Here is a 14,447-nt window from a genome sequence, read left to right as displayed (position 1 = left end):
AGAGAGGAGGAGGCGTTACCCACTGGGTAGCGGAGTCATATGATCAAAAATATCTTGATCGTCGACAGCGAGGCCAACATCGCTGCGTCGTTAAGTTTCCTGCTTGGACACGCCGGCTTTTCAGTGCATAGCGCATGCGGTTATGAAGAGGCCATGGCATCGGTGAACGACTTCTGCCCAGATCTCGTACTCATGGATGCCGTGCTGTCCGACCGCAGTGGCTACGACCTCTGCCAGAGTCTGCTGGCATTGCCCGGGTTCGAAAACCTGCCAGTGCTGATGCTGACGACCCGAGGGCTCGAGGTGGAGCGCGAAAAAGCGCTGTCACTGGGTGCTGTCGATTTCATCGTCAAGCCATTTAACCCGGCCGCAGTACTGGGCAGGGTGCGGGAGCTGGTTAGCGAGGCCGCCTAAGGGTGCGGGCCTATCGGCTGCCGCGGTTAAGAAAGCGGCTCTGGGCCGTCATCGGTGTCGTCGGCGCAGGACAGAGCGTCCTGATGGCTGGCCTGGCCACCATGAACCGGGCGCAGGGTTCATCGGCAGGCGGCGCACTCATCACAGCCTGGCTCATCAGCCTGGCGGGACTGCTTGTGACGGGCATAATTATCGATCGCCGCCTGGCTCGACCACTGGTCGCTACAGCGCGCGGCGCCGATATTCTTGCAAGCTCCAACCCCCAGCATCACCTCGAGATTAGCGGCCGGCACTGGCTTGACCGCCTGCCCGATACCCTCGAGCAACTCGGGAGCGCGCTGGTCAGAAACCAGCAGGACATGGACGAAGCGGCTCAGGCAGTGGCCACCAAAGTCGAGGCCCGCCGGACCCGACTTGAGACCATTCTCCGGGAGATCCGGGACGGGGTGATGGTGTGTGACCGGGAGGGGCGGATTCAGCTGTACAACCGGACCACCCGCGATCTCCTGTCCAGCGAGCCCGCACTGGGGCTTGGCCGCAATATCAGCGAGGTGCTCAACGAGGGACCGTTGAATCACACCCTCCGTCTCCTTGTCCCCACGAACGAAAACGCCGCACCGGCGGATGCCGAACTGGTCTGCGCCACGGCGAGTGGGGAGCGGCTATTGCGCTGCCGGGTTGCACGCCTGGTCACCGATGATCCCGAGACCTCCGGTTTTGTGATGACGCTGCAAGACGTCTCGCGGCAAACACGCGAAACACTGCGCCGAGAGCAGGCACTACGCGACGCGGTGGAAAGCCTCCGCAATCCCCTCACCAGCCTCAATGCCGCCACGGAAAGCCTGCGGCTTGCACAAGAGGAGGGTCTGCATGAGCAAACAGAGCAATTCGCCCGTATCATCGCTGAAGAGAACGAAAAGTTAACCCACCGCTTCACGACACTCTCTGATGAAACCGCTTCCGTGGTGACTGACAACTGGCGTCTGGAAGACGTCCATCTGGGCAGTCTCATCGAGGGCATCAAAGTCAGCGTTGCAGCGGAGGTGATCCCGCGCTTGCAGTGCCGAGCTGATGTCTGGCTATCAGCCGAGCCCTACCTGCTTTCTCGGGTCATTGAGGCCCTGCTTGCACGGCTGAGAGAAGAGCTCGGGGTCACAGCGCTGGCCCTGAGTGGCCGGGAAGAAGGCAGCCTGGTCTACGTTGACCTGAACTGGTCAGGGGATGTCATTGCGGCAGATCAGCTGGATCACTGGCTGGACGCTGGCCTGGAGGATGTCGGTGGCACCGTGAGCCTGCGAGAAGTGCTGCAGCGACATGACACGACTGCCTGGAGCCAACCGGATCTCTCCAAAGAAGGCCGGGCGATGCTTCGGCTACCCCTGCCCGGCGCGCCCAAGAAGGCAACCGTGGTCGAGACGGTGCCGGCGCGGCCAGAGTATTACGACTTCGCAATCGAAGACGCCGACAGACCGCTCGGTGATACAGCGGATGCATCACTCGAGACCCTGGACTATGTGGTATTCGATTGTGAGACCACGGGACTGGAGCCAAGCCGAGGCGATGAAATTGTCTCGATTGGCGCGGTCCGTATTCATCGCGGCCAGGTCATGCATGGTGAGACGTTCGAACTGCTCGCCAATCCCGGGCGCCCGATCCCCGCGCTCGCGAGCAGTATCCATGGCATTTACGATGAGGATGTAATGGAAGCACCGCCGGTCGAGGAGGTGATCCGCCGGTTTCACGCATTTGCCGGCAACGCCGTGCTGGTCGGCTTTAACACGGCTTTCGACTTGCGGTTCCTCAAGCTCAAGCAACGCGTCACCGGGGTCCGGTTCGATAACCCGACGCTAGACGCCTTGCTATTGTCGATAATGCTGCACGATCACACCGGTGAGCACACCATGGAGAGCATTGCCGAGCGACTGGGGGTAGGCGTTGGTGGCCGGCATACAGCCCTCGGCGATTCTCTGACCACCGCCGAGATCTTCATGCGACTGATTGACCTGCTACCGGGCGAGTCCATTCGCACCCTGAGTGAGGCGATCACGGCTCAAGAGCGCATGATCGAATTCCGTCGGCAGCAGCGCGCCTTTTAGCTCTCGACGCCCTCTTCTTCTTCAAGCGCTTTAATACTCAGGCGAATCCGGCCCTGCCGATCCACCTCAAGCACCTTCACCTGAACGCTCTGCCCCTCGCTTAGCTCGTCGCCAACGCTTTCGACACGGCGATGGGAGATCTGCGAGATGTGAACGAGGCCATCACGCCCAGGCAGGATGTTCACAAACGCTCCGAAGTCCATGAGCTTGTTGACCTTGCCTTCGTAGACCTGGCCGACCTCGACGTCAGCGGTCAGCAGTTCGATGCGGCGCCGGGCCTCCTCACCCGCTGCCTTATCCACTGAACCAATGGTGACCGTACCGTCGTCAGTGATGTCGATCGTCGTACCCGTTTCCTCGGTGAGCTGGCGAATCGTCGCGCCGCCCTTGCCAATGACGTCACGGATCTTCTCCGGGTCGATGCGCAGGGTGATCAGGCGCGGCGCGTAGGCCGACATCTCTTCGCGATGCTCACCAATCACCTCGTTCATCCGGCCCAGGATATGCAGGCGACCGTCACGGGCCTGGCCCAGGGCCTGTTCCATGATTTCGCGGGTGATGCCGTTAATCTTGATATCCATCTGCAAAGCAGTGACGCCGTTCTCCGAGCCAGCCACTTTGAAGTCCATATCGCCGAGGTGGTCCTCGTCGCCCAGGATATCCGTTAATACGGCAAAGTCATCGCCTTCCTTGATCAGACCCATGGCGATACCCGCAACAGGCGCCTTGATCGGAATACCCGCATCCATGAGCGAGAGACTGGTGCCACACACCGAGGCCATAGAGCTTGAACCATTGGACTCGGTGATCTCCGAGACCACGCGGACGACATAAGGACAGTCCTCCGGGGCAGGCATGACCGCTTCGATACCGCGCTTGGCGAGCTTGCCATGGCCGATCTCACGGCGCTTGGGCGTCCCCATGAACCCAGTCTCACCCACACAGTACGGCGGGAAGTTGTAGTGCAGCATGAAGGGCTCGCGACGCTCGCCCTCGATGGCGTCGATGACCTGCGCGTCACGGCCGGTGCCCAGCGTGGTCACCACAATGGCCTGGGTCTCACCACGGGTAAAGATGGCCGAGCCATGCGTCCGTGGCAGCGTGCCCACTTCGATATCGATCGGTCGCACCGTGTGCTGATCACGTCCGTCGATTCGGGGCTCCCCGGCCAGAATACGACCGCGAACAATCTTTTTCTCCAGGCCCTTGAAGGCCTCACCCACCCCATCAGCCGACCAGCCTTCGCCACCCTCTTCGGTCGCGACCAGCGCTTCGTTGACTTGGGCGCGGACCTGGGCAATCGCTTCCTGACGCGCCTGCTTATCGGCCACACCGTAGGCCTCGGTCAGCGGGGCCTCAGCATGTGCGCGTACACGCTCTGCGAGTGTTTCATCGGCAGCCGGCGCAACCCAATCCCAGCGCGGCTTACCTGTCTCGGCAGCGAGTTCGTTGATCGCGGTAATCGCCGTCTGCATCTGCTCATGGCCGTAGAGAACGGCATCCAGCATGGTCTGCTCAGGCAGACGGTCTGCCTCCGACTCCACCATCAGGACGGCATCATTCGTGCCCGCAACCACCAGATCCAGCTGGGATTCTTCAAGTTGGCTTAGCGTGGGGTTCAGCAGGAAATCCCCATTGTGATAGCCCACGCGGGCCGCACCGATCGGGCCGTCAAAAGGAATACCCGAGATGGCAAGCGCAGCCGAAGTGCCGATCATGGCGGGGATATCCGGATCGACCTCCGGATTCAGCGAGATCACTGTCGCGACCACCTGCACCTCGTTGGAGAAACCGGCTGGGAAGAGCGGACGAATCGGCCGGTCAATCAACCGACAGACCAGCGTCTCTTTCTCGGAAGGCCGTCCCTCGCGCTTGAAAAAACCGCCGGGAATCTTACCGGCCGCGTAGGTGCGCTCCTGGTAGTTCACCGTCAAGGGCAGGAAGCTGCGGCCTGGCACCTCTTCGCGTTTGCCCACCACGGTGACGAGCACCACGGTATCGGCCATATTGACGAGGACAGCGCCGGTTGCCTGGCGCGCGATTTTCCCAGTTTCCAGCGTGACGGTCTGCTCACCGAACTGGAAAGATTTCTTGACGGCGGTTGGAGTCACTGCGATTTCACCCCTGGTCGTTTGTTTGTTGCTCTACTTGCGCAGGCCGAGCCGCTCAATCACGGACTGATAGCGCTCAAGGCTTTTGCGATGCAGATAATCAAGGAGCTGCCGGCGCTGGTTAACCAGCTTGAGCAGCCCACGCCGGGAGTGGTGATCCTGCTTGTGCGTACCGAAATGCTCGGTGAGATACTGGATGCGGGCGGTCAGAAGGGCGATTTGCACCTCCGGAGACCCGGTATCGCCGTCGGAGCGGCCGTAATCACGGACGATCTCCTGCTTCTGAGTGGCGGTGAGTGTCATCAATGACTCCTGGTTAACTCGCTGATTTAACAGAATGGGGCATTCTATCCCCGGGCGGTTCGCTGAACAAGCAAACGACGCGGTGCAATTGCACCATCGTCACGCCAGGCACCGATACCAAGAAACGCAGCATCGGGCCCGTAAACCGTCAAGATGGACGCCGCCTCGGTGGGACGGTCCGCGCTGACCGCCTGACCGTGACAGAACCGCTCCGCCGCCGACGCCGCTAGAGTGACCGCGGGATAATCCGCCAATGCGGTATCAGTCGGCAACAGACATGCATCCAGCGCGCCGGCTCCCTGCCCACTCAAGCGCTCCAGCGTCTCGAGTGACCACATCGACGGCCCTTTAAATGGCCCCAACCCGGTACGCCGCAGCTGCTCCACGTGGGCGCCGCATCCCAGCTGCTCGCCGATATCGGCCACAAGGCTCCGGATATACGTGCCTTTCGAGCAGGTCACTTCCAGTCGCAATGCATCGGGCGCCACGCGGGTGGCGTTCAAGTCATGGATGCAGACCTGCCGCGGTGGCCGCTCAACCTCAATCCCCTGCCGGGCCAACTCATGCAGCCGTTGACCCTCGTGTTTGAGCGCAGAAAACATCGGCGGCACTTGGGCCTGTTGCCCCCGGAAACCTGACAGCACGTCCTCAAGCGCCTCATCATCCACTGCGGGCACCTGACGGCGCTGGAGGATCTGTCCATCCGCATCCGCGCTGTCGGTGGTCATGCCCAATCGGGCAAGACACGTGTACGACTTGTCTGCATCGAGCAGCCAGCCACTGACTTTGGTGGCCTCGCCAAAGCAAAGCACCAGCAGCCCGGTTGCCAATGGATCAAGGCTGCCGGTGTGCCCGGCCTTGCGCGCGTCCAGATAACGACTGACGCGGCGCAATGCCGCATTCGAGGTCAGCCCGCTCGGCTTGTCGAGCAGCAGGATCCCGTCAACATTACGGCCCTTCTTGCGAGCCATTGTCCGGGGCCACCTCATCAATCAGCCGGTTGAGCCGTGCACCTTGATCGAACACCGGGTCATAGTAGAAGTGCAGGGCCGGGACCTTTCTCAAGCGCATTTGCCGGGCAAGCTGGCCACGCAAGAAACCGGCCGCCCCGTTGAGGGCATCAACCATTGCCCGCGAGTCCGCCTCCTCCATGCCTAGGCCCGTGACATAGACCTCGGCATGCGCGAAGTCTCGACTGACCTTCACTTCAGAGACTGTCACAGAGCCCACGCGCGGGTCGCGCACCTCATCCCGGATGAGAGTCGCCAACTCGCGCTGCACCTGGTCAGCGACTCGGCGGCTACGCGGATAGTCGTTCGCCATAACCGTCCCACCGCGCTAGAGCGAGCGCTGGATCGTGACCCGCTCGTAACACTCGATCTGGTCACCGGCGCGAACATCGTTGTAGTTACGCACGCCAATGCCACATTCGGTACCCGACTGCACTTCCTTAACGTCATCCTTGAAGCGACGCAACGATTCGAGATCACCCTCGAAGACCACCACGTTTTCGCGCAGGACACGAATCGGGTTACTACGGCGGACGACCCCATCAACCACCAGACAGCCAGCAATTTGACCAAGCTGGGAGGAGCGGTAAACCTCGCGCACTTCGGCTGTACCAATAATCTGCTCTTGGGTTTCCGGCTCGAGCATGCCGCTAATCGCGTTACGCAGCTGATCAATCGCATCATAGATGATGCTGTAGTAACGCAGCTCCACCCCTGTTTCCTGAGCCAGCCGTCGTGCCTTCGCATCCGCGCGCACGTTAAAGCCGATCAACAGCGCCTCAGAAGCCAGAGCAAGGTTGACGTCCGACTCGTTGATTGCGCCCACACCGGTCGCGATCGGCGTGATCCGCACTTCCTCATTGGAGAGGTTGGTCAGAGACTGCGTAAGCGCCTCGACTGAGCCCTGCACATCGCCTTTGACCACCAGGTTGACGGTCATGACCTCCTGGTCCCCCATTTGGGTGAACAGCTCGTCCATCTTCGCGGCTTTCTGCGCCTGCAAGCGCTTGTCACGACTCTTCTCGCGCCGGTGATCGGCCAGTTCCCGAGCCTTACGCTCGTCCTCGACGACCAGCACTTCATCACCTGCCTCCGGCAAGCCAGAGAGCCCCAGGACGACCGCCGGTGTGGATGGCCCCGCTTCCTGGACTCGGTCACCCCGCTCATCAAGGAGGGCGCGGACTCGGCCGAACTCGCTACCCGAGATAATCGTATCGCCTTGATGAAGCACGCCGTTCTGGACCAATACCGTTGCAACCGGGCCACGACCGCGGTCGAGGCTGGACTCGACGACGATGCCTGAGGCCGGGCAGTCCCGTACCGCTTTCAGCTCCAGCAACTCCGCCTGCAGCGCCACTGCTTCGAGTAGATTCTCGACGCCGTCACCCGCGAGCGCGGAGCAGTGAATGAACTGCGTATCACCGCCCCATTCTTCAGGGATGACTTCGCGGGCGGCCAGCTCGTTTTTCACACGATCCGGGTCCGCATCTTCGCGATCCATCTTGTTCACCGCGACCACGATCGGCACACCGGCAGCGCGGGCGTGTTTGACCGCTTCTTCGGTCTGCGGCATCACGCCGTCATCCGCGGCGACAACCAGGATGACAACATCTGTCACCTGGGCACCCCGCGCCCGCATGGCAGTAAACGCCTCATGGCCTGGCGTATCGAGGAAGGTCAAGTCTCCACGCTCGGTATTCACCCGATAGGCGCCGATGTGCTGCGTGATGCCGCCCGCCTCACCCGCGGCGACCTTGGCGCGGCGAATGTAGTCGAGCAGGGTGGTCTTGCCATGGTCGACATGCCCCATGATCGTCACCACGGGCGAACGTGGCTCCTCGGTGCCGCTGGGCTCAGTCGCTTGACCCAGCAGTGCTTCCTCAAGGTCATCCTCGCGGACGGTGTGCGGGCGGTGCCCCATCTCCTCGACGAGCAGCACCGCCGTGTCCTGATCGATGGCCTGGTTAATGGTGGCCATCACGCCCTGCTTCATCATCTCCTTGATGAGATCCGCAGCCTTGACGCTCATGCGCTGGGCAAGCTCACCAACGGTGATGGTCTCGGGGACTTGAACGTCACGCACCACGGGCGCAGTGGGCTTCTCAAATTCCTGCTGGATTGCCGAGCTTGCCACGCCAGCGGCACCTCGCCGCCCCTGACGCGTCGCACTGTCTGCGCGCTTCTTGGCTTTGCCCTTGCCGCGGGCCGCCTTGCGCGCCGCGCGCTCCTCGGCTTCACGCTCACGCTTAGCCTCTGCCTCCAGGCGCTTGCGCTCTTTTTCGTCTTCGATCTCTTTCTTGCGCGCCGCCTCAGAGTCGGTCTTCTGCTGCTCCGCTTCGAGGTCGGCCACCGTAGTCACCGGTTCCTCGGAGTCGGCCACGGCCTCCTGATCAGCCTCAGGCGATGTCGACTCGCCTTCCTCACGAGCGGCTACAGCGGCTGCTTCCGCTTCCCGAGCGGCTTCAGCCGCGGCTTCCGCCTCGCGCTGGCGCTCGGCCTCCGCCGCCTGAGCGGCCTCGGCCGCCTTCACATCCTGCTGCAACGCTCGCTCAAGGACCTGGGCATCCTGTTCGGCCGCCTCTGCCTCAACCACGCTGCGCTTCACGTACGTGCGCTTCTTTCGCACCTCGACGTTGACCGTACGCCCACCCGTGCCCGCGCGGGGGCCACGTGCACTTCGACGCTCGGCACCGCCGCCCGAGGGCATGCGCAACTGACTGTGACTTCGACGCTTCAGGGTAATCTGTGACGGCCCGCCCTCTTCGTCATCTTCACGCCGCCCATGCGTTTTGCGCAGATGATCGAGTAGAACCGACTTATCCGCTTCAGCAAACTCAGCGTCCGGGTCGTCATACTCAAGACCGGCATCGCGAAGCTGTGCAATCAGACGCTCCAGGGGAACCCCCGTGCGTTCGGAAAAATCTCTGACTGTGCTCTGCGACATATGCATTCCCTCCGTCCCGGGTTCTCCGGGCTTAGGCCTGGTTGCCCTCTTGCTCGGCAAACCACGGCTCACGGGCCTTCATGATCAGCGCGCCAGCGCGCTCCGCATCAAGCCCCTCGATTTCGACCAGATCATCCACCGACTGCTCGGCGAGATCTTCCATGGTGCGTATTCCCTGCTGTGCGAGCCTCGCGGCCGTCACATCATCCATGCCCTCCAGACCAAGCAAATCCTCTGCTGGCGCTTCGGCTTCAGCCGCCGCAGCCTCGCGCTCGGTCAACACATCGCGAGCCCGCTGACGCAGTGCATTCACGAGGTCCTCGCTAAAGCCTTCAATATCGAGCAGTTCGCCAGTCGGCACGTAGGCAACTTCTTCCACGCTGGAGAAGCCCTCCTCCACGAGCAGACCCGCCAGATCCTCGTCCGCATCCAGCTCACGAATGAAGAGATCGACGAGCTCGGCCGCTTCCGCCTCGCTTTTCGCCTCGGCCTCTTCCGCCGTCATGACGTTCAGCTCCCAGCCCGTCAGCTCACTGGCCAGACGGACATTCTGCCCACCCCGGCCGATCGCCTGGGAGAGCTGATCCTCGCCAACCGCGATGTCCATGCTGTCCCGATCTTCATCGACCACAATGGACTCCACTTCAGCTGGCGCCATGGCGTTAATCACAAATTGCGCCGGATTGTCGTTCCAGAGAATAATGTCGATCCGCTCGCCAGAGAGTTCGTTCGAGACAGCCTGAACGCGGGATCCTCGCATGCCCACACAGGCTCCGACTGGATCAACCCGGCTATCCAGGGCGTTCACCGAGATCTTGGCGCGCATCCCCGGATCACGCGCAGCGCCAAGGATCTCCAGCAGGTCCTGACTGACCTCGGGCACCTCGAGTTTGAAAAGCTCCACCAGGAACTCCGGCGCTGAGCGGCTGGCGAACAGCTGCGGCCCACGCACCTCCTCGCGCACCTCCCGTAACCAGGCTCGAAGCCGATCACCAGGGCGAACGGCCTCGCGCGGGATCATTTCCTCGCGCGGTATAAAGGCCTCGGCATTACTCCCCAGGTCCAAATAGACGTTGCCGCGCTCCACGCGCTTAACGATGCCGGTGATGAGCTCGCCGGCGCGGTTCCGATAGGCTTCGACCACCTTCGCCCGCTCGGCTTCCCGCACTTTCTGAACAATGACCTGCTTCGCGGCCTGGGCAGCGATCCGACCGAAGTCCACCGATTCCATTGGCGTTTCGATCACGCTACCCACCTCGAGCGACGGATCCGACTGCTTCGCTTCAGTAACCGGGATCTGCTGATCCGGTAGCTCGACCTCGTCGTCGTCAGCGATCACCGTCCATCGTCGAAAGGTCTCGTATTCCCCGGTCTTGCGGTCCACGTCCACGCGCACGTCAATCTCGCCCTCATGGCGCTTTTGCGTCGCAGATGCGAGCGCGGCCTCAATGGCCTCGAAAATGACCTCCTGTTCGACGCCTTTCTCGTTGGCGATGGCGTCGACTACCAGCAGAATTTCCTTGCTCATCGTTGTTTGCTCTCCCGATGGCATGCCCTGAGCGTCAGGGTTCCAACTCCAGATGCGCGCGATCAATTTCCGTCAGTGGGACGGTAATCTCCTCGCCCTGTTCGTCTATGCGTACCTGATCATTTTCCAGACCAAGCAAGCGACCATGAAATTTGCGCCGACCGTCCAGCCGTCCTCGTAGCCGTACACGGATCATTTCACCCGCAAACCGGTCATAGTCATCGGTTTTGAATACGGGCCGATCCAGCCCTGGTGAGGACACCTCAAGCAGATACTCCCCAGCGATCGGATTCTCCACATCGAGAACGCCGCTCACCTGGTGACTTACCCGGGCGCAGTCATCGACTTCAATGCCTTCCGGATGGTCAATATAAAGACGCAACATCCCCTGTGGCCGTCCCGGCTGGTATTCCACCCCGACCAATTCGTAGCCCAGGCCCTCTACCACGGGCTCCAACAGATTGATGACGCGTTCAGGCGCTTTCATGTCCATCCGCTTCCGGTTCCGACCGGAACAAAAAATGGGCCAAAGGCCCATTCCTGACACCCCGGCTGCTCCTCGAAGCACCGGCAAAAAAAAAGGCCGCAAACGGCCTTCTCGAAGATGCCTAATTGGTAGCGGGGGCAGGATTTGAACCTGCGACCTTCGGGTTATGAGCCCGACGAGCTACCGGACTGCTCCACCCCGCAACCGACATCGGACAGAATAGGGACACGGCCCACTATTTTCAAGGGGAAACGCGCGGATGCCGTTTGGCCAGACGCCGTCGCAGATCGTGGTGGTAAATGAACCCGGGCAGCGCAAACACGGCGAAAAGACACAAGCCGATAACCCAAAACTCCCAGCCCTGCGCCTGGAGCTGGCCTTGGGTACGCATCTCAAGACCCGCGCCGACCAGTGCGACCAGCCCAAACAGAACACTCCACTCAATCAGACGCACCCACTCGCGCTTGCGCCCACCCGGCGCCCGATAAACCAGTCCCACGCGATCCGAGACCCAAGGCAGGTTCGCTGCAACGAGCGCCACCACCAGCAGTAGGGCAATGGCCAGTCCGCTACTCATCCGACCGTCACAGCCCGAAGGCAGCTCGACAAGCGGAGATCAACAGATCCGGGAACAGGCCAAGGAGCAGGACAAGCCCACCGTTAGCGGCAATAACCACACGCTGACCTGTCGGTGCGGCCAGTGGCTCTGGCGATTCCACGCGGTCAAAGTAGACGGCCTTGAGGACGCGCAAGTAGTAAAACGCGCCAATCACGGCAAACACCACCGCGAGAATAGCGAGCCAGATGTGACCCGATGCAATCAGAGCCTGCAGAACAAGCCATTTGGCATAGAAGCCGACCGTGCCCGGGATCCCAGTCATCGAGAACATCAGCAAGAGCATCACCAGCGCAAAGCCACTATGCCGGTCATTCAGGCCACGCATGTCGTCGATCATCTCCGCCTCGAAACCCTGCCGAGACAGCAAAATAATCATGCCAAAGGCGCCGGCCGCCATAATGCCGTAGCTAATGGCATAGAACAGCGCAGCCGCAAACCCCTCATCGGTGCCGGCAATGAGGCCCAGAAAAAGAAACCCGATATGCGAGACCGTGGAGTAGGCCAGCATGCGCTTCAAGTTGGTCTGCACCAGCGCGAAAAGATTGCCGATCACCAGCGACGCCACAGCCAGGATCATGGCCATGGTTTGCCACTGGGCATGTAAATCACCGAGCCCTTCGGCGAGCAAACGCAAGAACAAAGCGAGTGCCGCCACCTTCGGAGCACTGCCCAGGAACGCAGTGACGGCCGTCGGCGCCCCCTGATAGACATCCGGAATCCACATGTGAAACGGGGCCGCACCAAACTTGAATGCGACACCAACAAAGGCGAATGTCATGCCAAAGGCCATCAGCAGCTGATTTTCTCCAGCCGCGGCGGCAGCGGCGATATCCCCGATGAGCAGGCTGCCTGCCGCGCCATAAATCATGGACATGCCATACAAGAGCATCCCGGATGCCAACGCCCCCAGGACAAAATACTTCATGGCCGCTTCCGAGCCATCCCGGCTATCCCGGTCAAAGGCCACCATGGCGTAGAGGCTGAGCGACAGCAGTTCCAGCCCAATGTAGAGCACCAGCATGCTGGATGCCGAGGCCATCACCGACATCCCGAGTGTGGCGATGAGCGTCAAAAGAAAGAACTCACCGGTCAGCAGCCCGCGTTGCCGGAGATAATCGCGACTATAGCCAACCGTGATCGCCGTCAGGCCAGCGACGGCCCCCTTGAGGATGGCCGCCAACCCATCTGAGACGTACATGCCATTGAAGGTGATCTCCGATCCACTCCCCCAGTGCGTGGCAAACGCCAGCCAAATCATCACCACCAGGGTTAATTGGGTCAGGAAGAACGCCAGCTGGCTCTCCTGGCTACGATCAAACAGATCCGCAACCAGGACCACGCAGATCATGATCCCGAGCCAGATCTCCGGAGCAGCCAGTGCAAATTGAGGCATCTCAAAGGTCATGTTTGTCCTCTGACCGTTTAAAGGGTCGGCATCACGACACGTAAAAGCGCGTCCAGCGACGGCGTCATCACATCAATCAACGGGGCCGGGTAGATACCGAAAAACAGAATGACGACGGCAAGACTGCCAAGCAGCAGTTTTTCGCGTGCGCTAATGTCTTTTAGCTCGCCAACCGCCTCGTTCCGGACTTCGCCGTACACCACCCGTTTAATCATCCACAGGCTGTAGGCCGCACCCAGAATCAGTGTGAGCCCCGCGATAGCGGCATACCAGAACCCCGCCTGGAAGCTGGCCAGGATCACCATGAACTCGCCGACAAAGCCAGAGGTACCGGGTAACCCGGCGTTGGCCATGGCAAAGAGCACAAAGAATCCGGCAAAGACGGGCATTCGGTTGGCAACACCCCCGTAATCCGCGATGCGCCGAGTGTGCATGCGGTCGTAGAGCACACCGACGCACAAGAACATCGCAGCCGAGACGAACCCGTGGGAAATCATCTGCACCATCCCGCCCTCCAGCGCGAGCAGTGCACCGTCCGGGCGATCGGTATTGGCAACGATTCGGAAGATGAGGAAAAATCCGAGGGTGACAAACCCCATATGGGCAATGGAGGAGTAGGCGATCAGCTTTTTCAGGTCTTCCTGAACCATCGCGACCAGTCCGATATACACCACCGCGATGAGCGACAGGCCAATTAGCAGCCAGTCCAGCGCCAGGCTGGCCTCTGGCGCAATGGGCAGACTGAAACGCAGGAAGCCGTACCCGCCGATTTTCAGCGTAATCGCCGCCAGAATAACCGAACCACCCGTGGGGGCTTCCACGTGAGCATCGGGTAGCCAGGTATGCACTGGAAACATCGGCACCTTAACGGCGAAGGCCGCCAGGAACGCCAGGAAAATCAGCGTTTGCGTTGCAAGCGGCAACTGCAGGCCATAGAAGTCCTCAATCGCAAAACTACCCGCTTGCGTGCGCAGGTAGATCAGCGCGATCAGCATCATGACCGACCCAAGGAAGGTATAGAGGAAGAACTTGATGGTGGCGTAGATGCGGTTTGGCCCACCCCAGATACCGATAATGAGGAACATCGGGATCAGCATCGCCTCGAAAAAGACGTAGAACAGGATGGCATCGAGGGCACTGAACACCCCGATCATGATGCCTTCCATGATTAAAAAGGCAGCCAGGTACTGGGCGGGCTTATAGCGAACAACCTCCCAGGCTGCACCGATCACAAGCAGCGTGGAGAACGCGGTTAGCACGACCAGCGGCATTGAGATGCCATCCACCCCAAGGTGGTAGTGAATATCAAATGCCCGGATCCAGGCCGCTTTTTCCACGAACTGCATGCCGGCAATGCCGCTCTCGAACCCTAACCAGAGCGCAAGCCCGATTCCCAGCGTAACAACCGCGACAGCCAGTGCCGTCCAGCGCGCGCGATCGGCGTTGTCGTTGCCCGCAGCAAGCACCCCGATACCGCCAAGAATCGGCACCCAGATCAGCAGACTCAATAATGGCCATTGCCCAACCATG

The 14,447-nt window shown here is 60.9% G+C and carries 12 protein-coding genes and 1 tRNA gene; 2 read left to right on the top strand and 11 right to left on the bottom strand.

Features of this window, described 5'->3' with window-relative positions; genetic code table 11:
- The first annotated feature begins 39 nt into the window (after positions 1–39).
- Complete coding sequence (locus SPISAL_RS03265) at positions 40–414, top strand: response regulator transcription factor (protein ID WP_016353043.1); 375 nt, start codon at positions 40–42, stop codon at positions 412–414.
- Positions 415–416: 2 nt separating this feature from the next.
- The gene (locus SPISAL_RS03260) at positions 417–2,510 is read left to right on the top strand and encodes a 3'-5' exonuclease (protein WP_051111881.1); all 2,094 of its coding nucleotides are present in this window, start codon (positions 417–419) and stop codon (positions 2,508–2,510) included.
- Here SPISAL_RS03260 and pnp read toward each other — a convergent pair.
- The 11 genes from pnp to SPISAL_RS03205 form a co-directional block, all read right to left on the bottom strand.
- A complete protein-coding gene (pnp, locus tag SPISAL_RS03255; RefSeq protein WP_016353041.1) occupies positions 2,507–4,621 on the bottom strand; it encodes a polyribonucleotide nucleotidyltransferase in 2,115 nt (704 codons plus the stop codon). The two genes, SPISAL_RS03260 and pnp, sit on opposite strands and share 4 nt — an antisense overlap.
- 33 nt (positions 4,622–4,654) lie before the next feature.
- On the bottom strand, positions 4,655–4,924 hold the full coding sequence (gene rpsO, locus SPISAL_RS03250; protein WP_016353040.1) for a 30S ribosomal protein S15: 270 nt from the start codon (positions 4,922–4,924) through the stop codon (positions 4,655–4,657).
- 44 nt (positions 4,925–4,968) lie between these two features.
- Positions 4,969–5,895, bottom strand: a complete 927-nt coding sequence (gene truB / locus SPISAL_RS03245; RefSeq protein ID WP_016353039.1) for a tRNA pseudouridine(55) synthase TruB — start codon at positions 5,893–5,895, stop codon at positions 4,969–4,971.
- The gene (rbfA, locus tag SPISAL_RS03240) at positions 5,873–6,247 is read right to left on the bottom strand and encodes a 30S ribosome-binding factor RbfA (protein WP_016353038.1); all 375 of its coding nucleotides are present in this window, start codon (positions 6,245–6,247) and stop codon (positions 5,873–5,875) included. The genes truB and rbfA overlap by 23 nt, the downstream gene beginning before the upstream one ends.
- 15 nt (positions 6,248–6,262) lie before the next feature.
- The gene (infB, locus tag SPISAL_RS03235) at positions 6,263–8,878 is read right to left on the bottom strand and encodes a translation initiation factor IF-2 (RefSeq protein WP_016353037.1); all 2,616 of its coding nucleotides are present in this window, start codon (positions 8,876–8,878) and stop codon (positions 6,263–6,265) included.
- A 31-nt stretch (positions 8,879–8,909) separates the two neighbouring features.
- A complete protein-coding gene (gene nusA, locus SPISAL_RS03230) occupies positions 8,910–10,406 on the bottom strand; it encodes a transcription termination factor NusA (RefSeq protein WP_016353036.1) in 1,497 nt (498 codons plus the stop codon).
- Between the two features lie 34 nt (positions 10,407–10,440).
- Positions 10,441–10,899 (bottom strand): ribosome maturation factor RimP, encoded by a 459-nt coding sequence (gene rimP / locus SPISAL_RS03225; RefSeq protein WP_016353035.1) that lies wholly within the window; start codon positions 10,897–10,899, stop codon positions 10,441–10,443.
- Positions 10,900–11,019: 120 nt separating this feature from the next.
- Positions 11,020–11,096 (bottom strand) — tRNA-Met (locus SPISAL_RS03220).
- A gap of 38 nt (positions 11,097–11,134) precedes the next feature.
- Positions 11,135–11,470, bottom strand: a complete 336-nt coding sequence (locus SPISAL_RS03215; RefSeq protein WP_016353034.1) for a DUF2818 family protein — start codon at positions 11,468–11,470, stop codon at positions 11,135–11,137.
- A gap of 7 nt (positions 11,471–11,477) precedes the next feature.
- Entirely contained in the window at positions 11,478–12,917 is a 1,440-nt protein-coding gene (gene nuoN, locus SPISAL_RS03210) for an NADH-quinone oxidoreductase subunit NuoN (RefSeq protein WP_016353033.1), read from the bottom strand.
- 17 nt (positions 12,918–12,934) lie between these two features.
- Positions 12,935–14,446 carry an NADH-quinone oxidoreductase subunit M gene (locus tag SPISAL_RS03205; RefSeq protein WP_016353032.1) on the bottom strand — a complete coding sequence of 504 codons (1,512 nt, stop codon included), beginning with the start codon at positions 14,444–14,446 and terminating at the stop codon, positions 12,935–12,937.
- Between the last annotated feature and the right edge of the window lies 1 nt (position 14,447).

The sequence above is a fragment of the Spiribacter salinus M19-40 genome (assembly GCF_000319575.2).
Lineage (GTDB): Bacteria > Pseudomonadota > Gammaproteobacteria > Nitrococcales > Nitrococcaceae > Spiribacter > Spiribacter salinus.
The sequence above is the reverse complement of the archived record's forward strand: the minus strand, read 5'-3'. Positions and strand labels throughout refer to the sequence as shown.

What these genes read in the sequence shown, in the direction of transcription:
- nusA (WP_016353036.1), bottom strand. Translation starts at nt 10,406, where the DNA reads ATGAGCAAGGAAATTCTGCTGGTAGTCGACGCCATCGCCAACGAGAAA.
- nuoN (WP_016353033.1), bottom strand. Translation starts at nt 12,917, where the DNA reads ATGACCTTTGAGATGCCTCAATTTGCACTGGCTGCTCCGGAGATCTGG.
- rbfA (WP_016353038.1), bottom strand. Translation starts at nt 6,247, where the DNA reads ATGGCGAACGACTATCCGCGTAGCCGCCGAGTCGCTGACCAGGTGCAG.
- rpsO (WP_016353040.1), bottom strand. Translation starts at nt 4,924, where the DNA reads ATGACACTCACCGCCACTCAGAAGCAGGAGATCGTCCGTGATTACGGC.
- SPISAL_RS03215 (WP_016353034.1), bottom strand. Translation starts at nt 11,470, where the DNA reads ATGAGTAGCGGACTGGCCATTGCCCTACTGCTGGTGGTGGCGCTCGTT.
- SPISAL_RS03265 (WP_016353043.1), top strand. Translation starts at nt 40, where the DNA reads ATGATCAAAAATATCTTGATCGTCGACAGCGAGGCCAACATCGCTGCG.
- infB (WP_016353037.1), bottom strand. Translation starts at nt 8,878, where the DNA reads ATGTCGCAGAGCACAGTCAGAGATTTTTCCGAACGCACGGGGGTTCCC.
- rimP (WP_016353035.1), bottom strand. Translation starts at nt 10,899, where the DNA reads ATGGACATGAAAGCGCCTGAACGCGTCATCAATCTGTTGGAGCCCGTG.
- SPISAL_RS03205 (WP_016353032.1), bottom strand. Translation starts at nt 14,446, where the DNA reads ATGGTTGGGCAATGGCCATTATTGAGTCTGCTGATCTGGGTGCCGATT.
- truB (WP_016353039.1), bottom strand. Translation starts at nt 5,895, where the DNA reads ATGGCTCGCAAGAAGGGCCGTAATGTTGACGGGATCCTGCTGCTCGAC.